Source organism: Bradyrhizobium sp. McL0616 (genome assembly GCF_049993385.1).
Lineage (GTDB): Bacteria > Pseudomonadota > Alphaproteobacteria > Rhizobiales > Xanthobacteraceae > Bradyrhizobium.
This window is the reverse complement of record NZ_CP188255.1, coordinates 1841479-1862244: the sequence shown is the minus strand read 5'-3', so window position 1 is coordinate 1862244 and position 20766 is coordinate 1841479. Positions and strand designations below refer to the sequence as shown.

Sequence of the window (20766 nt, the reverse complement as noted above, 5' to 3'; positions counted from 1 at the left end):
CCCCACCCGAGAGGCATGGCAAAGGACACCGAGGTCATCGCCGCGAACGCGGCCTTCTACGCCGCCTTTTCGACGGGCGATTTTGACGGCATGGAACAGATGTGGGCGGATGACGACGCCATTTCCTGCATCCATCCCGGCTGGCCGGCCATCGTCGGGCGGGCCACCGTGATCGGGAGCTGGCGCGATATCCTGCAAAATCCGGAGCGGCCGCAGATCGTTTGTGCCGAACCACAGGCGATCATCGACGGCGACTGCGCGCGCGTGCTCTGCATCGAGATCGTCGACGGCACTGCTTTGGCCGCCGCCAACCATTTTCGCCGTGTCGGCGACGGCTGGCGCCTCGTGCACCACCAGTCGAGCCCAATCGCGCAAATTGTCGAGCAGGCCGAAGACGATAGAACGAGCCACCGCGTCCACTGAACGCGGCGAACACGCCGGCGTGATCTACTGTGCATGGGGTTGTTTTTCAGTTTTTTTGTCGGCGGCCTCGAGTTCCGACAGATCGTCCAGCACGAACTGGGCTTCGGCGAAGTCATCATCCCGAAAGAACATGCTGCGGGTGATGAGCACCGGAATGTTCGCCCGTGAAGCCGCGATCAGGCCGTTGCCAGAATCTTCGATCGCAACACAGTCCGCAGGTTCAAGCTTCAGCCGCGCCAGGATCTCGAGATAGACGTCCGGCGCAGGCTTCTTGTGCCGTACATCATCGCCGGCGACGATCGCGTCGAAGTCGGCGGCCCAGCGTTTTCCGAGCGCGCGCGACAGCAGCGCGTCGATGTTACCGTGCGAGGTGGTGGTCGCGATCGCGAGCGGCTGCCCCCGCGCCTTCGCCGCGCCGAGTAGCTCCGCCACGCCCGGCCGCAACGAACAGCAGCCGGTCTCGACCAATTCGGCATAATGCGCGGTCTTGATGCGATGAAGTTCCGCGATGTCCCCGTCCGGCAGGGGGAACGCGATCCTCTGTCTTGCGTGATAGGCGCGAATGCGCTCCTTGCCGCCGGTGACCCGCAGCAGGTCCTTGTAGACGGCACGGTCCCACCGCCAATCGAGGCCGTGGTGAACGAAGGCTGCGTTGAAGGCCCGCCGATGCAGCTCCTCGGTCTCTGCCAGGGTGCCGTCGACATCGAAGATCAGCGCGGCCGCGCGGCGGACCAGTTCTGCAGCGCCTGGCTGCATGATCGACGCCTCCCTCATGACACCATGACGGGCGACCATCGCCCAAGGCGGCCGGCGAGTAAAATCGCAATATCTTTTGCCGGACCCAAAAATCCCTTATGAGCGGACATGCGCGCGGCGGCGCGCTCGGAACTCTCATCGGAACGGGAGACGCATGCGGCTCTTCATCCTCGGCTTCGGCTATAGCGCCCGGCGCTTTGTCCGCAAATTCGGCGGCACCTTCTCGCACATCGCCGCAACGGTGCGCGATCCCGCGACACGGCAAGACCTCGCCGGCGTCGAGCTGCATGCCTTTTCCGGCAGCGGCCCGGCTCGCGAGACGGTCGAACGCATTCGCGACGCCGATGTCGTTCTCGTGTCGATCCCGCCGGGAGGTAACGGCGATCCCGCCATCGCCGCGTTCGGCGAGGTCCTGGCGGCGGGCCACCGCCGCAAGATCATCTATCTGGCCACCATCGGCGTGTATGGCGATCACGGCGGCGCATGGGTCGACGAAAGCACGCCTCCGCTGGCCAGCTTCGACCGCACGCGGATGCGGCTTGCCGCTGAACAAGCGTGGACGGAGACCGCGCGCGGCGATGTCGCGATCCTGCGGCTTGCGGGCATCTACGGCCCCGGTCGCAATGCGCTCGCGACGTTGCGGGCGGGAACGGCCCGGCGCATCATCAAGCCCGGCCAGGTCTTCAACCGCATTCACGTCGACGATATCGCAGGCGCGATCCTGGCCGCGATTAGCCATCAGGGCGGCGGCCTATGGAACGTCTGCGATGACGAGCCTGCGCCGCCGCAGGATGTGATCGCCTATGCGGCGAAGCTGATGGGTGTTGCACCGCCGGCCGAAGAAGCGTTTGCGGCTGCCGAAATGTCGCCGATGGCGCGCAGCTTCTATGCCGGCAATGCCCGGGTCTCCAACGCGAAATTGAAGCACGAGCTTGGCGTGACGCTCGCTTATCCGACCTATCGGCAGGGCTTGGATGCGCTGTGGAGCGCGAGTGAAGAACGATAGGGACAAGAGTTTCTGCGTCTAGACTCGTCTCCGCTCCGCCGTGCCCGCACTGGACTCCAATCGGCGGCGGACGCGTTGCCGACGAGACTCCCGCATTTCCCGATTTGATTACGTGCCCGATTTAACCGTCAGGTCGCATTGCGTCGCAACATCCATTAACCGAAAAAGGCGGTTCACCCACTGCCCGCCGCACCATCGCGCGTTGCAACCCATGAGCGCTTACGCGCAATTCGAAACGTCTCGCAGCAACAATCGGGCTCGATCGTGGCTGCAACGACACATCATGTTGCCCAGGCATCGCACATAGCACGGAATTTGCGCGGGAATCTCCGCCATTTGACTGAAATTTTCAGAAGACTTGAGCCTTGTACTTTACTCGAACTTTCTTTGTGACGCTCTAGTTCCACTCTCGAACGTTCAATCTCCAGAACGGAGAGGCGTCTTCCAAGCGCAGCACGTGTTTCCGCTTCGAGCGACGCAGCGCTCGAGTGCTTTATTGCGACCCGCATAGATTGCGCTACCAAGCGCTCACTTGAATATAGCTTTATCCGATCTGGCACAGAAATGAATTTGGCTCGCGAAGCGATTGAATTGTTGGGACAAGTGGCTCGGATCCTCTGGTTCGAAGGCACCAAGCATGGCATGCGCGACCGCGAGTGGATGGCGCTGCGCTTCCTCTCCCGTGCCAACCGGTTTTCCAGGACGCCTTCGGCACTGGCGAGCTACGTCGGCACCACGCGCGGCACCGCCTCGTTCATCATCGGCGAACTCGAGCGGCTGGGCTATCTGGAGCGGAAGCGCTCCGCCAAGGACAAGCGCTCGGTGATGCTGAGCGTGACGCAGCAGGGCAAAAAATTCCTCGCGCGCGATCCCGTCAATGGCCTCGTCGAGGCCATTGACGTGCTCGATGATGACGGCAAGATCCGCTTTCGCGACACATTGCGACACGTGCTCGACCAGGCGGACGCGGCCGAACAGCGTCACCATACCGACGTCTGCAAGCGATGTATCTTCCTTCGGGAGGACCGCACCTCTTCCGAGAACAAGTCGACGGTCGAGTTCACCTGCCGTCTATTTCGCGCGCCGATCGCCGAGGCGGAGATCGACCTGTTATGCACCAGCTTCGAGCATCACCGCCAATAGACGGGTCCGCCGGTTACGGCGTCCCCTTGCGCGGCGAATAGACGGAACCGCCGCTGGTTTCCACCACGAGCCGGCCGTTCTCGTTCCGGATCTCCTCGATGCGGCCGAGGTTCGGCACCTGCTGCCCCAACACGGCCTCGACGACGCCGTTCGGACCTTGCAGGATCGCAATCCCCTCATATGCCTGGCGAACCGACCAGCCCTTGATCACCTTTCGCGGCGCCGAGCTGCGTTCGGCCGGAGACACCGAACCGGTGGTCTCGGGCACGGCGAGCGAGGCCATCATCGGCGTCGATGATGACGGCAGCGCGGCGACTGTCGTCTGCGCCTGAACCTGCGCCTGGGCAAGCTTGTCGAGCTTCGCTGTCGAGGACGAGCTCACCCGCTCGATGCGATCCAGGTTCTCGGCGAACCGGCCGAACCGGTCGCTGGTCGCCTTGCTCGAGAAATCGACCGCGGTGCGCAAGCCATCGAGATTTTCGGACATGCCGGACAATTGCTTGCGCAATTGCGCGACCGTTTCGCGCAGATTCCTCATCTCGGCATTGGCCGCGACATTGGTCTGGCTCGGCTGCATGGTCAGATAGGCGATGACGCCGGTGCAGGCGCAAACCACCAGGATGGCGGCAACCGCCAATGTCGCGAGTGGTGCGACCCATGTTGGACGGGGCGGCGGCGGCTTGGCCACGATCACGGCCGGCTTGATCACGACTTGCGCGGGCTTCGGGATCGCCATCTTGTCGAGGCGCGCCTTGGCGCGAATCCGCTTCAACCCCTCGAGCGCTTCTTTTGCCGCAACTTCGTCGCTTGTTGCCGCAGGTTTCGTGCCTGTAGCCGGCTTATTGTCCTTCGCATCGCGCGCCGCTTGAGCAGGCTGCGGCGGCGCAGACATAGTTGCGGTTTCGCTGGGACGCGTTTTTCCATCGGACAACATGTGAAAATGCTCCGTTCGTTTCGATCTGTTGAACGAAGCTAATTGCCGAAGCTTGCCTGAAACGTGCGCATCGAAAACGTTCCGTCACGCGCGATGCGACGTCGAATGAGTCAAACGCGTCATGCACGAGGCGAAAGTGCGACTCGAAAGACACACACTCGCCAAGATTTCACCAAGCTGGAGTCTCAACGACATACATGAGTCGAATTGTCGCATGTGGGTGCGTGACCAGGAGAGTCAATCCGGGGTTGAAAACCCCTCAATGTGACGGACCTGCGACACTACCCAAAATAGCTGTAATTCCACGGGTGTGCGGAACTTTATAACCGCTACGGTGCAAAACTAGTTCGAATTTCAAATCAACTGATGCGATTAGATATATCAAGAAACAACTGGAAACAAACCAAGAGCATCAAGCACACGTAGCAACCGCTTTGTTCCGCACGCTTGATCGGAAATCGGCAATTGTTACGGTCCTACTCAAGTGATTCTCGCCAGTTGGCGAGGAGATCGACTGAGTTCAGTAGTGTTCGGACGCGAAGAGCAACGTGACGCAACTGTTCTAGGTCGCTTTCTCAATCCGCTCCGCGAGGTGATCCGTAAGACACCCGCCGGGCATCACGCAGTAAGCGTTCAGTATTGAGTCGAAGTAACAGGCCCGCGAAAAGCGTGGGCGCTGAATGCGTAGGGCTGCCCGCGAATATGCAAACCATAAAAACGGTTCGCGGGATGGGAATATCGTCAAACAGCATGGCTGCCGCGCCGGGGCATCACAAAACCACCCGGCCGCAGCAAGTGCGAAACAGGGGCGAAAGACTGATGTATATTATCGTTGATGATCGCGAGAGCGTCACGAACAGCTACGTAGGAGGGCTCGTTCGTGAAGGCGTATCGTCGATCGGCTTCTCCTCCGGAGAATTCTGGGACTGGCTGCAATCCGCCAATGAATCGGACCTCGCAGCCGTCGATGCCTTCCTTCTGGGGGACTGCGATGCCCGCGGAAGCCTGCCACGGGCGATGCGCAAGCGGTCCGCGGCTCCCATCATCGCCATGAGCGGCCAGAAGATGCTCAAGAACACGCTGGAGCTCTTCGAATCGGGCGTGGACGATGTGGTTCACGTGCCGATCCATCTTCGCGAGATCCTCGCGCGGACCGCGGCGATCGCACGCCGCAGGGTCGGCGACCTGCCGAGGCCCTGCGAGACCAGGATCCAGGTCTTCTTCAACGGACGAGATCCCGAGATCGGAGGCCACGCCCTCACACTGCCCCGCCGCGAACTGCGCATCCTTGAATACATGGTCGGCAATCACGGCAAGTGGATCACCAAGACGCAGATCTTCAACGCAGTCTACGGCATCTTCGAATCCACGTTCGACGAGAGCGTGATCGAGAGCCACGTCAGCAAGCTGCGCAAGAAACTGCGCGACCGCCTCGGCTTCGACGCGATCGTGGCACGGCGCTACGTCGGATACCGCCTCAACATCCCGGCCGGCGAGACCATCGACGAGCCGATCCAGGGTCTCGACGAGGTCGGCATCCTTTTGAATCGGGCACATACCGCCCCGGCAGCCTACTCGGCAGGAAACTGACACGCCAAAGTGGCGATACCAAACGACGACCGGCCTCTGCGGGGATACCCCGCAGAGGCCGCTTTGTTTTCAGTGGCAGGAAGGTCACGGCGCCGGCGCGGATGCGCGGCGGGAATTGTTACGGCTTCGACTGGAATTCGTCCTTCGAGACGTAGTTGAAGTCCTCAATCAGAACGTCCTGGACGACGTCGGCCTGCATCCGCTCGTTGACGCGCTGCTTGATGGAAGCGGTGAGGATGGAGAGGTCGTAACGGGCGAGCCTCCTGAAATCGAGACGCTCATCCGCATAGATCCTGCGGAAGGCCTCGTCCACGACGAACGGCTCGGGCGGAACGGTGAGCTGGTGCATGGTCCGCGCCTCCACGGTGTAGACGAAACGCGCCACGATGTAGCCCTGCACACCGCCGTTCTCGACCATGGGCACGCTCATCGGCCGCGTCTTCTGGTATTGCAACCCGTCGAGATATTCGTCCTTCGCGGGCAGCAGGCTGCCGTTCTCCTTCCAATAGGCCACGGCATAGCTCGTGCCCGCGGTGAGGATGCATACCCAGAGCCCGGCCAGCACCAGCCTGATCATTTTGCGTCCTTCGCCGCACGGCCGGTATAGGTGCCGTCCGACTCGGCTTCCTTCATCGCCCTGACGATGATGCTCGCGACCTCGCGCACGGCGTCATAGTGCATTTCGAGGATAGAACGGTTGCGCTCGAGCTTCTCGCGCAACCGCTGGATTTCTTCGGTGATCTCGGTTTCGCCGCCGAGATGCATCCGCGCCCGCATCAGGCGGACGAATTCCAGCATGCTGCGGCTCTTCCGCCCGCTGAAGTCGTCGAAATCGATCTTCTTGCCGGTCGCGAGCGCAGCGGTCTCCTCCTCGATGATACTCTCGAGCCGGCGAATAGCCATCAGCAGGCCGCGCACCTCGTCCGATCTTTCGCTTTCCGACCTTGCTACATCGGTTCCGTCGAAGGCCATTTCGCTGCCGACGATCGGCAGCAGCACGGGCAACAGAGCATCGCCCGACGTGGCTTGCGTCATCGCCTCATCGTCCGCGACCGGCTGCTCCATCACCGGAGCTGTCGCGCCTTCTTCTGCCTGCATAGAAAATTCACCCCTCAACCTTCGTCACCCATTTCCAGATCCATCAGCCGGCCTTCCCCGTCACGTCCGGAACCGCCGGATGCGCCGAGGCGAGCTGCTTGGCAATGCCAATCCCCTTGCCCTTCGCGAGCTGATTGCCGAGCTGCTCGGCCAGCATCGATTTCCAGACGCTGCCGGCGGTGCCCTTGCCGAAGACCTCTTCCGACTCCTTCGGCAGCATCGTCTCGACGAAGGTCTGGAGGATGAACGCTTCGAATTTGCGATACACCTCACCCGGGGCGGGCTTCTTGATCACCTGCACCGGCGCCCCGTTCACCACCCCCGATTGCGCCTCAGCCACCTTCGCGGCGGATTGATCGGCTGCCGCTGCGGCGGCCTTGCTGACCTCGGCGTCCATCGTGGCCGCAAAATCGGCGTCCGACGATTTCAGCGCATCGAGCTTCGCGGTCGCCGCGCGCTGCGTCACGGGGTCGGCGGCGTCCAAGACGTCGAGAACGAGGTCGGGTGTCGCTGTCACGATCATGTCTTGTTCCGGCTAGCTGGCCGTGGCGCCCAGTCGCGCACGGCGGGATGTGTCCCCGTCATTTCCTCAAGCGAGCGATTCTCTGCCTCACGAAGCTTGTCGGCGAGCGCCACCTTGGCGACTTCCTCGAGCTGTTTCACCCGGCGGCTCTCCGACCGGACCTGGTCGAGCTGACGCGACGCCCGCTCCTGCACGGCGCGCGCGCCGACGGTCGTCCTATTGAGGCGCCGCGCGATCGACTCGCTCGACGAGCCCGCCGGCGGTTTACCCTCGTTCAGAGTCCCCACCAGCCAGGCCTGCTCATCCTGCATGGTCTGCTCCTGCTGCCGCAAATGTGCGAGCTGCCATTCGGACAGCCGGAGCTGGAGTTTCACCAGCGAAACGATCCGAACAAGCTTGTCCGCGCGCGATGTCATGACCGGTCATTCCACCAGCCACGTCGACAGGCCGAGCATAAACTGCGTCAGCAGCTCGTCGCTGGTGAGGTAGAGCAGCAGGAAGCCGCCGAACAGAACGAAGGGCACCGAGATGAAATAGACCGGAACGGCCGGCGTCAGTTTGTTGATGAGGCCGACCGCCAGATTGACGATGACCGAGTAGACGATGAACGGGCTGGTGATCCGCAGCGTCAGCACGAATGCTTCCGCAAGGCGGCTCGTGAGCTGATTCAGCGCCATCTCGCCGCTCAACTTCTCGCCGGGATGCCAGACCTCGTAGGAGTTCATCAGCCCGCGCAGGACCTGCCAATGCTGGTCGGTGATGAAGAACAACACCGTGACGGCCGCCATGATCAGCGGCACCACCGCCGGGGCGGGATCGGTGTCACCCACCGGCGTGCCCGGTATGTTGCTGAGGCCGATCGCGCTCGCCACCACGGTTGCCATGGTCTGGAGCGCGAGAAAGAACACGCGCCCGCCGAGACCGATGACGCAACCAACCAGGAGCTCGGTGCCGATCAAGAGCGCCAGCGTCAGCGGTGGTGCGTCGTCCACGAGCGGCTTCACGATCGCAGCGAGGATCGGGGTCAGCGCAAACGTGGTGACAAGCGCGACGAACAGGCGGATCTGGGGCGGAATGTTGACGCTGGAATAGCCGGGCACCAGCATCAGGCAGGCGCCGATGCGGCAGAACACGATGAACGTGGCGAGCACATTGTCGGCGAGGCCGCTGATCACGATATGGCTCCGAGCGCCCGGATCTCGGCGCTGCGCGCGACCTCGACATGCGACAGGACCGGCAAGGTCGGGAACACCCGTTCCAGGATCATGCGGACATAGGGGCGGGCTTCCGGGGTCACTGCCAGCACCACGTTGGTGCCGTCGTCAGTGAATTTCCGGATCGCGGCGCTGGCTTCGGTCGCGAACTGCTCGATCAGCCGCGGGTCGGCATCGAACTCGGCGACGTCGCCCTTGGCGTCGCGCTTCAGGCTCTGGTGGAAGGCGAGATCCCAGCGATTGCCGAGACGGACTACGTTGAGCACACCGTTGTCGGAAAGATCGCCGCAGATCTGCTGGGCCAGACGCATCCGCACATGCTCGGCGACCTGCTCGGAGCGCCGTACATGGGGCGCGATCTCGGCGATCGCCTCGAGGATCAGGTGAAGGTTACGGATTGACACGCGTTCGGCCAGCAGGATCTTCAGGATCGCCAGCAGCCCCGAATAGGAAATCTGAGACGGACAGAGATCGTCGACCAGGCGCTTGTACTCGGGCTCGAGGCGGTCGAGCAGGCCGCGCATGTCCTTGTAGGACAGAAGCTGGGCGAGATTGGCCCTGATCACTTCGCTCAGATGCGTGAGCAGGACCGACAAATTGTCGACCGGTTTGCAGCCCTGTCGCTTGACCTCGTCGGCGAAGGCTTCCGTCACCCACAGCGCCTTCATGCCGAAAGCGGGCTCGATCACCTCGTCGCCGGGCACGTCGGGCTTGCCGTCCTTGTCGACCAGCACCATCACCTCGCCGAGCCTGAGCTCGCCATGGGCAACGCGCGTATCGTGAATCCGGATCTGGTATCCCTTGGGATCGATCGACAGATTGTCGGACAGCTTGATCTCGGGAACGACGAAGCCATACTGTTTGGCGAACTTCTTGCGGATTTTGCTGACGCGGTGCGCAAGCTCGTTGCGCGATCCCAGCAGGTGGACCGACAAATGGCCGCCGAGCGACAGCTCGATCTCTGAGGTCTTGAGCGATTCCTTGACCGAATCCTTGGCTTCGGTCAGCGACCGCTCCTCGGCCTTGCGCGCCTCCTCTTTCCGATCCCGCGCCGCCTGCCGCCTCGGCAGCGAGTAACCGACGAAAGCCATCGCGCCGCCAAGTAGCAGGAACGGCGCCATCGGCAATCCGGGCATCAGAGCGAGCACGAACATCATCAACGAAGCCGCCGACACCGCGCGCGGGTAGCCGCCGAGCTGCCGCAGCACCGCCTGCTCCGCCGACCCCCTGGTGCCGCCCTTGGAGACCAGGAGGCCCGCCGACAGCGACACGATCAGCGCCGGCATCTGCGTTACCAGACCGTCGCCCACGGAGAGTTTTGTGTAGACGTCGGCGGCGCGCGACAGCGTCAGGCCGTGATGGGTAACGCCGATGATGATGCCGCCGAAGATGTTGATCGCCGTGATGATCAGGCCGGCGATGGCATCGCCGCGGACGAATTTCGAGGCACCGTCCATCGCGCCAAAGAAGGAGCTTTCCTCCTCGAGTTCGCGGCGCCGACGCTGAGCTTCCTTGTCGTCGATCAGGCCCGCGGACAGATCCGCGTCGATCGCCATCTGCTTGCCGGGGATGGCGTCCAGGGTGAAGCGGGCGCCGACTTCCGCGATACGGGTCGCGCCCTTGGTGATCACGACGAAATTCACCGTGACCAGGATCGCGAAGATGATCAGACCGATGACGAAGTCGCCGCCCATGACGAACTTCGAGAAGCCCGCCACGACGTGGCCCGCGGCCTGCTCCCCCTCGCCGCCACGCGACAGAATCAGGCGTGTCGTCGCGACGTTGAGCGCGAGCCGTAGAATGGTCGCGATCAGCAGCACGGTCGGAAAGGCCGAGAAATCGAGCGGCCGCTGGATCCACAGCGCGACCATCAGGATCAGGGCCGACAGCGCGATCGAGAAGGCCAGACCGAGATCGATCAGGATCGGCGGTATGGGCAGGAACAGGATCGTGAGCATGGTCACGATACCGCCCGCGAAGAAGGCGTCCGCCCCGAGGCGTCGCGGGTTCGGCAGGCTAGCAGCTAACGTATCGGACATGGGTCACCGGCAGCAGATTCCGGACCTCAATCTGACGCGCAAAGCTTACGCGAGGGTGGTGGCCGGGCTCTCGCGGATCAGAAGCCGTGCTCGATCCGCGAATAGACCATCTCGGTGAAGGTCGAGAGATGCGCGCCGATGAAGGAGCCGGTGATGGCCACGACCACGAGGATGACGATGATCTTCGGAACGAAGGTCAGCGTCGCCTCCTGGATCTGGGTCAGGGCCTGCACCAGCGCGATGAGGATGCCGACCAGCATCGCCGCACCGACGGCGGGTCCGGAGGCGACGATGATGGTCCAGATCGCCGCCTGGACGATGTCGAGGGCGTCACGCTCGTTCATGGCCTAGCTGAGCGTGAGCCCGGGTCCGACCGCGATCTTCGTGCCGTCCTCGAGGGTCGCGACGGAGCCGTCGCTGTTGATGGAGACCGACGCGATCTTGCCGGTAACGGCCACCCCGGTCGTATCTGTGAAGCTCACGGTGCGCCCGATCAGCCCGTCCGCCTGCGTCAGCGCCTGCGAGGACAGCAGCGAATCGAGCTTCGAGTTGGTTAGCGTCGCCTGCTCGACCGTTGAGAGCTGCGCGAACTGGCTCATATATTGCGAGGTATCCATCGGATTGGTTGGATCCTGGTTCTTCATCTCGGCGATGAGGAGCTGAAGAAACGTGTTGTAGTCGACGCTGTTGCTCGACGTCGTCGATGTAGTTCCGGTCGTCGACGAGGTGTTGCTCGTTGTATCGGTTGCGCTAGGGACGTTCATGTGCCTCTCCGCTGTCAGGCAGCCTCAAATGGGGAATCGGCGGTGGCGCTGGCCAAGATCGCCTCCTCCACCGGGAACAGCGCCCGTATCCGCTTGAGCGCCTCGAAATAGCGGGTCGCGCCGACCAACTCGTCGACCGCGGCGAGCCCCTCCAGCATCTCCTTGCTCTCGCAGACCGCCCACAGGGCGGCGTAATGCTGCCCGTAGAGCGCGGCTGCATCGGCAACGTCCGTCGGGTTCATCAGCATGAGCTGGACGATGAAATAGAGCTGCCGCATCGCCGAGGTGGCGTCGGACGCCTGCATGACCTGCCCTTCGAGCAGGAACATCACGTCGTTGACGAGCTCGACGGAGACCTTGCGGTCCACGCGCAGCACCGCGCCGTTGATGTAGACCCGTTCGCCCGCCCGCAAGGAAATCTTCATTAAAGCGCGTCTCGGATCAGGCGGTTGATTTCGACGAGCTGCATCACGTCGCTCGATCTTTCCTCGCGCAGGCGATCGGCTTCCTTGACGACCCACAGGCCGATCGAGATGATGTCGGCGCGCAGCTTCTCGGGCAGTCCGTTCTCCGGATGCGCGAGATCCTCGATGAAGATCGTCCACAGCCGCCGGACGTAGAGCAGGCTCTGAACCTGATCCTCCGCGCTGAAGCGCCCCTGCTGGAGCCGCTCCAGCCGGTCGATGCCGAGGCTGAGCGCCTGGCGCTCGCGTCCCCGCGCCTCGTGGCCGCTGTCTTCAACGACCGTTTCGTAGGCTTCAAAAGTCATCCGGACCACTCTGCGCAGGAAATTGCAGGAAACTAAAAGCGAAAGCGACTGCCGCTCTCGCTCAGAGGTAGTTGATGAGGCTGATCTTCTGGAGCTGCGAGGTGAGCGCGAGCGCAGTCTGAATCTGGGTCTGCAGGGCGCTGACGCGCGTCGACGCCTCGGCCGGATCGACCTTCTCCATGTCGACGATCTGATTGTTCAGGATGTCCTTCTGCGCGTTGAGCTTGTCGGTGGCCGTGGTGAGCCGCTGCTGGACCACGCCAACATTGCCGCCGAGCGTGGCGAGGTCAGTGATGGCGCTGCCGACGAGGCCGATGGCCTTATCCACGACGGTCTGGAACGTCGTTTGGTCCAGGTTCACGTTTCCGAGATCGGACATCATGGTATAGGCCTCGGCGAGCTTGCGGAAGCCGGTCTGGTTGGCGCTGACGGACGTATCAACCACCTCGGTCGTGGAGATTCGGCTTTGCATGACCTGGTCGGTGGCCGATGACCAGTTGGTGTTCCAGGCCGGGCTCGCGAACTCTGCATCGAAGGTGGTGTTGAGGAACGTCTGCATCTGAGCAGGGGTAATGCTGCTCACGCTGGGCGAGGATTGCGAAAAGCCGAAGGTCGAAAGGAAATCCGCATCGACCTGGTTCTTGCTGGCCGAGCCGGCGGTGTAAGCCGTGATCGGCTGGTTCTGCGTATTGATGCCCGAGAACAGATACGAGCCGTTGTAGGAGACGTTCAGCGCGCCGATCAGGTCCTGGAGGTTGGCGGACGCAGGCGGCAGAACGATCCGCCCGCCGCCGTCGGTGCTGCGGGCCGCAATCAGGTCCTTGAGGAAGTCCGATGCAGTCGAGCCGAGCTCGGTCATGCGGTTCTGGGTCACGTCCAGGCGCCCCGCGACGAGCCCGTTGGTATCGACGAGCTGACCGGCGAAGTTCCAGTCCGCTCGCAGGCTGACGTCGCCACCCGTCGTGGCACCGAGCTGGAGGCCGACATCGGCGAAGCGGCCGGTGGTCGCCTCCGTCGACGCCTTGCTCAACGCACTCTGGTTGTTCGTGATCGAATACCTCAATGACGAGGATAGCATCAGGGAGGAAATGTAGTTTGCGCTCATCATCACGTAGTTCCCACGGCTGCCAGCAGGCTCTGCAACATTTGGTCGACGGTCGAAATGATCTTCGACGACGCCGAATAGGTACGCTCGACCTGGAGCATCAACGACATCTCGTCGTCCATGTTGACGCCGCTGACGTTCGACAACGCCGTCGTGCTGCGGTCGAGCAGCGTGCTCTGGTATGTTGAGCTGTCGTTGGCGGCCTTGCGCTGGTTTTCGATCCAGCTCGTTGATGACGACGCGAAGTCGATCACGCTACCGTTCGGCTTGCCTTGCGTGGTCGCATCGAAGGGCTGCGACGCATCCATGTTGCCGATGAGCTGCTGCAGCCGGGTCGAATAGCCGGCGTTGCCGGCGGTGTTGTATTGGTAGGCCGCGCTGCCGCTGATCGCACCGTCGCGCAGCAGATTTGGGTTGCCGCCCACGGCCGGATCGACCGATGCCGCAACCGAGATCGTGCCGGCGAGGCCCACCGAGACGGTGGCGCTCGCGGGCATCGCCGGCGCGCCGGGATAGGTGAAGAGACCGGGAACGTCGGGCAGCGCCGCGCCCGATTGATCGCTTTCCTTGAAATTATTGATCAGGCCGCGGGCGATCTCGTCGAGCTGGCTCTGATAGGTGACCGTGTCGCTGTCGCGCAATTGGGCGAGACCGGCGAGCTTGCCGGACTTGATCGGCATCACCGAATTGGCGCCGGTCACGGGCACGCCGTCGATAAAGACCGCGTTGCCCGTGGTGCCCGCCGAATAGGACGTGACCGGCGCGAAGCTGACCGTGCGGGCCGTCTTGTCGAACAGTACCACGCCGCTATCGGTGTAGAGCGCAGCATCGCCGTTGGTGCGGATCGACATCGTGACACCGACCTCCTGCGACAGATTCGAGACGATGCTGTCGCGCTGGTCGAGATAGTCGGTCACGTCGTCGCCGGCGATCGTTCCCTTCACGATCGCCGTATTGACGGTCTGGAACTGGGAGAGCAACTGGTTGATGTTCTGAACCGACGTCTTCATGTCGGCGTCCGCGCCCTCACGGACGGACTGCACGGTCTGGGTCGCCTGGTTGAGCGCGGTCGCCATGTCCTTGGCGGACGTGACGGCCGCCTGCGCCAGCGTGGCGTTGTCCGGGGCGTTGGCATATTGCTGGAGCGCCTGCTTCAGCGCATTGAGCTGCGCCGTCGGCGACTGATCGAGCTCCGGATCGTCCACCGTGGCAGTTGCGATCTTCTGGAGACCGTCATAGATCGCGCTCTGCGTGGCGGCCGCGGAGGTCGCAGTCAGGACATTGCTGTACAGGCCGGAGCTGGCGGCGCGCTGGATCGCCGCGACATAGACGCCTGCGCCAGGGAGGTTGTCCAGCACGGTGATCTTGCGCGAATAGCCGGTCGTACTGGCGCCGGCGATGTTGCGCGAAATGGACGACGACTGGACGCCCGACGCCATGAGTGAGGAGCGGGCGGAGTCGAGGGCTGACGTAAGGGACATGGCGTGCTCTTGCCCGGGATCGGCGCTGGAGGACTCAGCGCTTCAGGTTGACGACGACGTCAAGCAGATCGGCGCCGGTCTGGAACGATTTCGAGTTCGCGGTGAAGCTGCGCTGCGACTCGATCATCGAGGTCAATTCGTTCGCGAGATCGACGTTGGAGTCCTCCAGCGCGCCCGACTGGATGGTCCCGAGACCGTTCTGGCTGGCCAGTCCGACCTGCACGTTTCCGGAGTCCAGGTTCGTCGAATAGACGTTGCCAACCTCGGGCGTCAGGTGATCCGGGCTCGGCACGGTGGCAAGCGCGATCTGGTAGCTCGGCAGCTGCGATCCATTCTGAAGCACCGCAGTGACCAGTCCGTTCTTGTCGATGTTCACCTTCTCGACCGAGGACGGGGCGTTGCCGTCGACGGTCGCCTTGAAATCGAAGCTCGAGGCGACCTGGGTCATGGCCGAGAGGTCAATTTTGAAGGCACCAGAGCCGCCCGGGATCGCCACGGTAAGCGACGTCGCACTCGGCGGCGGCCCGACCAGATCCAACGTGCCCTTCCCGGTCGAGCTTACGTCGAACTTGAACGTCGTCGCAGCGCCGTGCGTCGTAAGCACATTCCCCGCCGGATCGTATACCTCGACATCCCAGGTATTCGCCCCGGTCTTAGCCGCATAGACGCTGAGCGTTACCGCATTGCCGATATTGTCGTAGGTCACCATAGAGGTCTTCGACGTGTAATTGGTCGGACCAGCGGCTGCGGCCGGTGTGGCGACATTCGCAGCACTCGGATCCAGATTGGCAGCCACGGTCGCCGTGGTCGAAGCCGACGCCTGGAGCGTCATCTGATTGACGTTGACGACCTGCAAGCCAGCGTAGCCGTTGGCGGCGACGGCGGGCGTGGCACCGTTCTGGACGTTGTAGCCCATGAGCTGGAAGCCGGCCGCATTGACGAGGTTGCCCTGGCTGTCGGGCACAAACGCGCCGGCGCGCGTCAGGAAGTTATTGCCCTGGGCGTCCTGCACGACGAAGAAGCCGTTGCCCTGGACCGCAAGGTCCGTCGTCGAAGTCGTGAAACTGAGATTGCCGGGATCGGAGATGGCGTAACGGACCGTCGTCTCGACGGCACCGGAGTCGTAGTTGCCCGAACCGCTCTTCAGTATCAGCGAGGAGAACTCGGTCGAAGCCCGCTTGTAACCGGTGGTGTTGACGTTCGCGATATTGTCCGAGACGGTCGACAGCTTGTTGGACTGTGCAGACATTCCGGAAACGCCAGTGCGCATAACACCAAACAGGCTCATGGATTGGACTCCTTAGGTAGGTTGTATTGACAATGAGGGTTCTTGCTTGCGCGGGGCTGATGGTAAGTGACGATGCACAACTTCATGTCGTCGCCTCACGTCGTCTTGGGCTGACAGAGCGAGCGCGCCTTGTCGGTCCACGCGCCGAACCCGCTCGACACCAGATGAGCGACGATATGGCAGACGTAGCGTTTCTGCGCGGGCTGGTTGTTGGGGCCGGCATTGTAGCGCGCCACCGCCATGGTCCAGCTTCCCTCGCGCTGCTTCAGCTCTTTCAGGAAGCGCGCGGCATAGTCGACGTTCTTGGCGGGGTCGAACATCGCCCGCACCGACGCGAACTTGTCGCCGTGGAAGTAATGGTTGATCTGCATGCAGCCGAGATCGATGAGCTTGATGCCCTTGGCTCGCATTGCCTCGAAATTCGCCATCGCGTCATCCATATCCCTGGCGAACACGGTCTGCCCCTCGGCACCGAGTGCGTAAGGATAGAGTGCGCCACGCCGGCCGGTCTCGGTGAGGCCGACGGCATAGAGAATGCCGAGCGGAATCCCATGCTGCTGCGACGCGCGCGCCATCTCGCGCTCGCAGGGGCGCGCAGTATCGGTCGCCGCCGCCTCGGCAGCGCCGACGTTACAGATAAACAGGGCCACGACGAGTAAGCGGCGCCACGTCCTGGTCATGACGTGTCTCCTGGTTGGGCTGTTGCTCCTGCCGAGCCTGCCTGGCTCCGCTGTCCGATTGACCGGACGATGTGTTTGCGCCGCCGAACGTGCCTTGCGACTGCGGTGATTGCTGCTGTTGACCCGAGAGCTGCGACTGGCCGGAGCCGGTTTGAAATCCATCCAACGAGCCGTGTTGTACCGGTGCAACCTCGGCGACGTAGCCCGCCGACTGCATCAGGTCGCGGATCGAGTCGCGCTGCTGGTCCAGCATCTGGCTGGTATCCTTGCGTTCGGCGGCAAGCTGGACCGTCACCTCCGTGCCGACGAGACGAAGGCGCACGGTGACATTGCCGAGCGCCGGCGGCTCGAGGGTGATAGTCAGTATCTTGAGCGGCTGGTCCTGGGCGTTGCTCTGGGTGCCCGCGAGATCGGCCGCGGCGGATGAGGCCGATGCGGGCGAGCCGTTCAGCTCGGACACGACCGCGTTTGCGACCTGCTGCGGCGCGCTGAACTGCGACACGGGCGGCAGATGGGTCTCCTGCTGAAGCACTGTGACCTTGGTCGCTTCCGGCAAGGTCTCGCGCGACGACGCCTTGGCCGCGCGCTCGACATCGGCCGTGACAGCCTCGAAGCCGGGTGTGCTAGGCATCGCGTTCGGCTGAGCCTCGTCTTCCGACGACACCGTCTGCGCGGTTGCCGTGGCTCGCTGAGCCGCCGTTGTCGGCGAGGCCACGGCCTGCGAGCGCGTTCCGGATGGCGCGGCCGCGGATCGCACGACAATCGATGGGGCGACGGAGGTCGGAACGACGGTGGATGGGAAGACCGCGGACGGAGAGATATTGGATGGCGAGACCGTCGATCGGGATGCCGTCGATGGCGGGGTCGTGGATAGAGCGACGTTGGGTGCAGCAGCGGCGGACCGGGCGACATCCGTCGTTGCCGCCTTCGTCACACTCGTGCCTTGAACCTCGCGCGTTGTCGCAGGGGAGCGTTCATCGCGCGCAGACGTGCCGTTCTTGTTATTCGACGGCGGCGGCGTCTGCGGCGTTACAGCGGGCGCGATCGCGAGCTCCTGGCCAACGATCGCCGGAAGGCCCAATCGACTCTGAATGTCCGCTTTCGCGACCTGGTCGATCAAACTTTGCTTATCCGACGACTTGTCCGATGTTTTGGGTTCATCGGCGGCCTCGGTGCGCTCATGCACCGGCTCATCCTTCGACGTGTCGCGCTCGGTCAGTTGCGCCAGGCGCGGGCGGAGCGAACCCACTTTCGCGGTTGCGCCACTTCCCTGGTCGTTCAGCGCCCGCTTTGCCAGGTTCGAGACGGTGTGGAGCAGATCGTTGAACGAAGAATCGTCGGCCGATTTCGCGCCCGCAGCGCCGGTGCCCTTCGCCGAACGGGATACCCCGCGCGTGAGGCTTTCGGCCAGGCCCGCGAAAACCTGTCCGGATGTTCCCTCGAGTTTGGTCATGGACGGCGATCCTTGGTGAGTAGCTCCAGTTCACCGAGCTGCTTCTGGGTGCGGGCGAGCATTGCGTTTGACGACGCGAGATCGATCCGCGCTGGCGTGGGCGGAGGCTTGTCGGCGGCCACGATGGCCGCTGGGCCTGCGATCGGCTTGCGGACATCGAGCGCGAGCTGGACGGTTGCGTTGAGGAGCAGGACGTCGCGCTCCGGCAGCTTCGATTTGTCGAGCGCCTTCAGCTCGGCGAAGCCGCCGTCATACTCGTCGGTGAGCGCACGGGATGCGCCGCGGAAGAAATGCGCGCGCTCGCGATCCGAGGTGGCATCGGCGCTGAGCGTCAGCGCCCGCTCGCTCGCGGGCCGCGTCACACCGAGCTTGCCTCGCACCAACGCGGCGCGCGCGATCACCAGATAGAGCTTGAGGCGGCTGGCGCGGTCGATCTGCTCCAGCAGGGCGGCGATCCGCGCAAAGCGGCGATCGTCCAGAGCGAGGCTCGATTGTGTCAGGCCGGTGGAGAAGCGCTGCCAGAAATCGCCGGCATAGACCGAATTGCGGTAGTGGCGGATATAGGCCAGCGTCAAGAACTCGAACTTGTCGAAATCCTCCGCCTGCCCGACCAGCAGGATCTCGCGCCGCAACGCCGCCTCTTCGACGAGCGTGCCCGGCAGCAGCAGACGCGCGTCGTCGAGACGCTCGATCGCGAGCGATGCCGCGGAACGTGCGAACAGCGCGCCCTGGACCAGCGCGACCTGCCCGCCCATGCCGGACGGAATCGTACGCGGCTGGACGTCCTTGAGCAGCTCGCGCGCTTCCTCCTGGCGGCCCTCGACATAAGCAAGCGCGCCGTCGAACAGCTTCGCATCGACATTCATCTTGTCGCGCGGCAGCTTGCGGACGACCTGCGGCGCGCCGCCGCTGAGCAGGTAGATGACGACCGCCTGGCCGTTCTGCGGGTTGCTCCATACGCGCGGATCCGCGGCAAGAAGCTTTTCGCCGATCTGCCGGATCAGCGCGATGTGGCTGCCATGCGCGGCGGTGTCGCCATTGGCGATGCCGTCCTGAACGGCTTGCAGCGCGCGGACAAGTTCATACGGCTCGCCGGACGGCGGCACCGGCTCGGCAAATGCGTGCGTGGCCGTGAACGGCAGCACCAGCAGCACGGCGCGGAGCAACGGCCTGATCAAGGGCGCTTCTCCCGGATCAGGATCTCGATCCGTCGATTTTGCGCGGCGGCCGGATCGTTCTGAAGCTTCGGCCGCCGGTCGGCATAGCCTTCGACATGCTCGATCCGCTGCGCATCGACGCCGGAGCGAACCAGCATGTAATAGGCCATCTGCGCGCGGGCCGTGGACAGCCGCCAATTGTCGTAGGTCTCCGACTTGTAGGGCCGATTGTCGGTGTGGCCGCGGACAATGATCGTGCCGGGACGCTTGGTCAGCAGCGGACCGATCTTGTCGATGACGCGAATGAGCTCGGGCCGCGGCTCGGCCGAGCCGACCGCGAACATGCCGAAGCTTGCATCGTCGGTCAGACTGACCAGAAGGCCCTCCTCGACCTGGCGGACCTCGGCCACCGGTCCGGCGCCGGCCTTGATGTCCGACAGCGCATCGGCAATCGCGGACTGAAGCTGCTTGACGGTCAGCTGCTGTGTCTGGGCGGCATCACGCGGATCGGACTCCTTCGGAGCGTCAGCCGGACGCGTCTGCGGCGCGGCGTTAGTCTGAAGGTTGGCCTGTGCGTTCGGCTGGCCACTGGTCTCACGCGCAGACGACGATGGCGCCGGCCCCGGTGGTAGCAGGGGCGACATACTTGCGGACGACGCCTCCGCGTTGGGAGCCACGCTGCCGCCGGCATCATCCGTCTTGCCGCGGCGCGGCTCGCCCTGGTTTGCGCCGGCCGCATTGTCTCGCGCGGAGGGATTCGGCTTCGGTTCGCCGTCCATGATGCGGTCCGCTTCCTTGGACGCCTCCGGAGCGAGCTTCCAGTAGCCGGGATCGAACGGATCGCGATAGGCGTCGCCGCCCTTGAGCCCGTCTTCCTCCGCTGATGTCAGGGCGCCGGCGCGGCGCTGGCCTGAGGCCTGGTTCGAGCTGGCCGCGATCTCGGCGAGCGTCGCATAGGGATCGCGGAACAAGACCTTCTCTTCGTAGAAGGGCGGCTTCTCGGCCGTCGGCGAATCGCCGCGGCGCTCCTCGTTCGGGCCGGAGGGCTGGCGCTTGCCGTCCTGGCCCTCGAACGTCGTCGGCTCCTTCTTGTTGAGATCCTTGAGCCCCTTGGGCGCCGGCGCATTTTCGGCAAGCTGAATCGGGTTGAAATAGCTTGCAACCACCTGCTTCTGGTCCTGGTTGAGCGCATTGATCAGCCACATCACCAGGAAGAACGCCATCATCGCGGTCATGAAGTCCGCATAGGCGATCTTCCAAACGCCACCGTGCGGCTTCTCATCTTCGAAGGCGCTGCGCCGGCGGATGATGACGAGCTCGTGCTTGACTTCCTCCATGGCCGA

General features: G+C 63.5%; 23 protein-coding genes. 4 read left to right on the top strand and 19 right to left on the bottom strand.

Annotated elements, in window-relative coordinates; genetic code table 11:
- The first annotated feature begins 15 nt into the window (after positions 1-15).
- Positions 16-423 carry a nuclear transport factor 2 family protein gene (locus ACPPVR_RS09070; RefSeq protein WP_426613885.1) on the top strand — a complete coding sequence of 136 codons (408 nt, stop codon included), beginning with the start codon at positions 16-18 and terminating at the stop codon, positions 421-423.
- A 24-nt stretch (positions 424-447) separates the two neighbouring features.
- Here the strand turns inward: ACPPVR_RS09070 and ACPPVR_RS09065 are convergent, their stop codons facing one another.
- Positions 448-1179 carry an HAD family hydrolase gene (locus tag ACPPVR_RS09065; RefSeq protein WP_426613884.1) on the bottom strand — a complete coding sequence of 244 codons (732 nt, stop codon included), beginning with the start codon at positions 1177-1179 and terminating at the stop codon, positions 448-450.
- A gap of 154 nt (positions 1180-1333) precedes the next feature.
- Between ACPPVR_RS09065 and ACPPVR_RS09060 the strand changes: the two genes are divergently transcribed.
- Entirely contained in the window at positions 1334-2185 is an 852-nt protein-coding gene (locus ACPPVR_RS09060; RefSeq protein WP_426613883.1) for an SDR family oxidoreductase, read from the top strand.
- Positions 2186-2749: 564 nt separating this feature from the next.
- Positions 2750-3328 (top strand): MarR family winged helix-turn-helix transcriptional regulator, encoded by a 579-nt coding sequence (locus tag ACPPVR_RS09055; protein WP_426613882.1) that lies wholly within the window; start codon positions 2750-2752, stop codon positions 3326-3328.
- Between the two features lie 13 nt (positions 3329-3341).
- Here ACPPVR_RS09055 and ACPPVR_RS09050 read toward each other — a convergent pair whose 3' ends face one another.
- Positions 3342-4262, bottom strand: a complete 921-nt coding sequence (locus tag ACPPVR_RS09050) for a hypothetical protein (protein ID WP_426613881.1) — start codon at positions 4260-4262, stop codon at positions 3342-3344.
- Between the two features lie 819 nt (positions 4263-5081).
- Here ACPPVR_RS09050 and ACPPVR_RS09045 point away from each other — a divergent pair.
- The gene (locus ACPPVR_RS09045) at positions 5082-5852 is read left to right on the top strand and encodes a response regulator transcription factor (RefSeq protein WP_426616056.1); all 771 of its coding nucleotides are present in this window, start codon (positions 5082-5084) and stop codon (positions 5850-5852) included.
- A gap of 118 nt (positions 5853-5970) precedes the next feature.
- Here the strand turns inward: ACPPVR_RS09045 and ACPPVR_RS09040 are convergent, their stop codons facing one another.
- The 17 genes from ACPPVR_RS09040 to ACPPVR_RS08960 form a co-directional block, all read right to left on the bottom strand.
- A complete protein-coding gene (locus ACPPVR_RS09040; protein ID WP_426613880.1) occupies positions 5971-6429 on the bottom strand; it encodes a hypothetical protein in 459 nt (152 codons plus the stop codon).
- A complete protein-coding gene (locus ACPPVR_RS09035) occupies positions 6426-6950 on the bottom strand; it encodes a flagellar biosynthesis protein FlgN (RefSeq protein WP_426613879.1) in 525 nt (174 codons plus the stop codon). The genes ACPPVR_RS09040 and ACPPVR_RS09035 overlap by 4 nt, the downstream gene beginning before the upstream one ends.
- Positions 6951-6993: 43 nt before the next feature.
- Positions 6994-7473, bottom strand: coding sequence for a rod-binding protein (locus ACPPVR_RS09030; RefSeq protein ID WP_426613878.1), 480 nt, complete (start codon positions 7471-7473; stop codon positions 6994-6996).
- Entirely contained in the window at positions 7470-7889 is a 420-nt protein-coding gene (locus tag ACPPVR_RS09025) for a hypothetical protein (RefSeq protein WP_426613877.1), read from the bottom strand. Before ACPPVR_RS09025 ends, ACPPVR_RS09030 begins: the two co-directional genes overlap by 4 nt.
- A gap of 6 nt (positions 7890-7895) precedes the next feature.
- Positions 7896-8648: a flagellar biosynthesis protein FliR gene (fliR, locus tag ACPPVR_RS09020; protein WP_426613876.1), complete on the bottom strand. Its 753-nt coding sequence runs from the start codon at positions 8646-8648 to the stop codon at positions 7896-7898.
- Positions 8645-10726, bottom strand: a complete 2082-nt coding sequence (gene flhA / locus ACPPVR_RS09015) for a flagellar biosynthesis protein FlhA (protein WP_426613875.1) — start codon at positions 10724-10726, stop codon at positions 8645-8647. The genes fliR and flhA overlap by 4 nt, the downstream gene beginning before the upstream one ends.
- A gap of 77 nt (positions 10727-10803) precedes the next feature.
- Entirely contained in the window at positions 10804-11070 is a 267-nt protein-coding gene (gene fliQ, locus ACPPVR_RS09010; RefSeq protein ID WP_426613874.1) for a flagellar biosynthesis protein FliQ, read from the bottom strand.
- 3 nt (positions 11071-11073) lie between these two features.
- Positions 11074-11490, bottom strand: coding sequence for a flagellar hook assembly protein FlgD (gene flgD, locus ACPPVR_RS09005; protein WP_426613873.1), 417 nt, complete (start codon positions 11488-11490; stop codon positions 11074-11076).
- Between the two features lie 14 nt (positions 11491-11504).
- Positions 11505-11915: a flagellar biosynthesis repressor FlbT gene (flbT, locus tag ACPPVR_RS09000; RefSeq protein WP_426613872.1), complete on the bottom strand. Its 411-nt coding sequence runs from the start codon at positions 11913-11915 to the stop codon at positions 11505-11507.
- Positions 11915-12259: a flagellar biosynthesis regulator FlaF gene (flaF, locus tag ACPPVR_RS08995; RefSeq protein ID WP_426613871.1), complete on the bottom strand. Its 345-nt coding sequence runs from the start codon at positions 12257-12259 to the stop codon at positions 11915-11917. Before flaF ends, flbT begins: the two co-directional genes overlap by 1 nt.
- Positions 12260-12320: 61 nt before the next feature.
- Positions 12321-13367, bottom strand: a complete 1047-nt coding sequence (locus ACPPVR_RS08990) for a flagellar hook-associated family protein (protein WP_426613870.1) — start codon at positions 13365-13367, stop codon at positions 12321-12323.
- The gene (gene flgK / locus ACPPVR_RS08985) at positions 13367-14845 is read right to left on the bottom strand and encodes a flagellar hook-associated protein FlgK (RefSeq protein WP_426613869.1); all 1479 of its coding nucleotides are present in this window, start codon (positions 14843-14845) and stop codon (positions 13367-13369) included. Before flgK ends, ACPPVR_RS08990 begins: the two co-directional genes overlap by 1 nt.
- A 34-nt stretch (positions 14846-14879) precedes the next feature.
- The gene (locus ACPPVR_RS08980) at positions 14880-16133 is read right to left on the bottom strand and encodes a flagellar hook protein FlgE (RefSeq protein ID WP_426613868.1); all 1254 of its coding nucleotides are present in this window, start codon (positions 16131-16133) and stop codon (positions 14880-14882) included.
- A 95-nt stretch (positions 16134-16228) separates the two neighbouring features.
- The gene (locus tag ACPPVR_RS08975; protein WP_426613867.1) at positions 16229-16813 is read right to left on the bottom strand and encodes a transglycosylase SLT domain-containing protein; all 585 of its coding nucleotides are present in this window, start codon (positions 16811-16813) and stop codon (positions 16229-16231) included.
- The gene (locus ACPPVR_RS08970) at positions 16764-18266 is read right to left on the bottom strand and encodes a flagellar hook-length control protein FliK (RefSeq protein ID WP_426613866.1); all 1503 of its coding nucleotides are present in this window, start codon (positions 18264-18266) and stop codon (positions 16764-16766) included. The genes ACPPVR_RS08975 and ACPPVR_RS08970 overlap by 50 nt, the downstream gene beginning before the upstream one ends.
- Complete coding sequence (locus ACPPVR_RS08965) at positions 18263-19444, bottom strand: chemotaxis protein (protein WP_426613865.1); 1182 nt, start codon at positions 19442-19444, stop codon at positions 18263-18265. Before ACPPVR_RS08965 ends, ACPPVR_RS08970 begins: the two co-directional genes overlap by 4 nt.
- Positions 19441-20760, bottom strand: coding sequence for a MotB family protein (locus ACPPVR_RS08960; protein WP_426613864.1), 1320 nt, complete (start codon positions 20758-20760; stop codon positions 19441-19443). The genes ACPPVR_RS08965 and ACPPVR_RS08960 overlap by 4 nt, the downstream gene beginning before the upstream one ends.
- Positions 20761-20766: the final 6 nt, after the last annotated feature.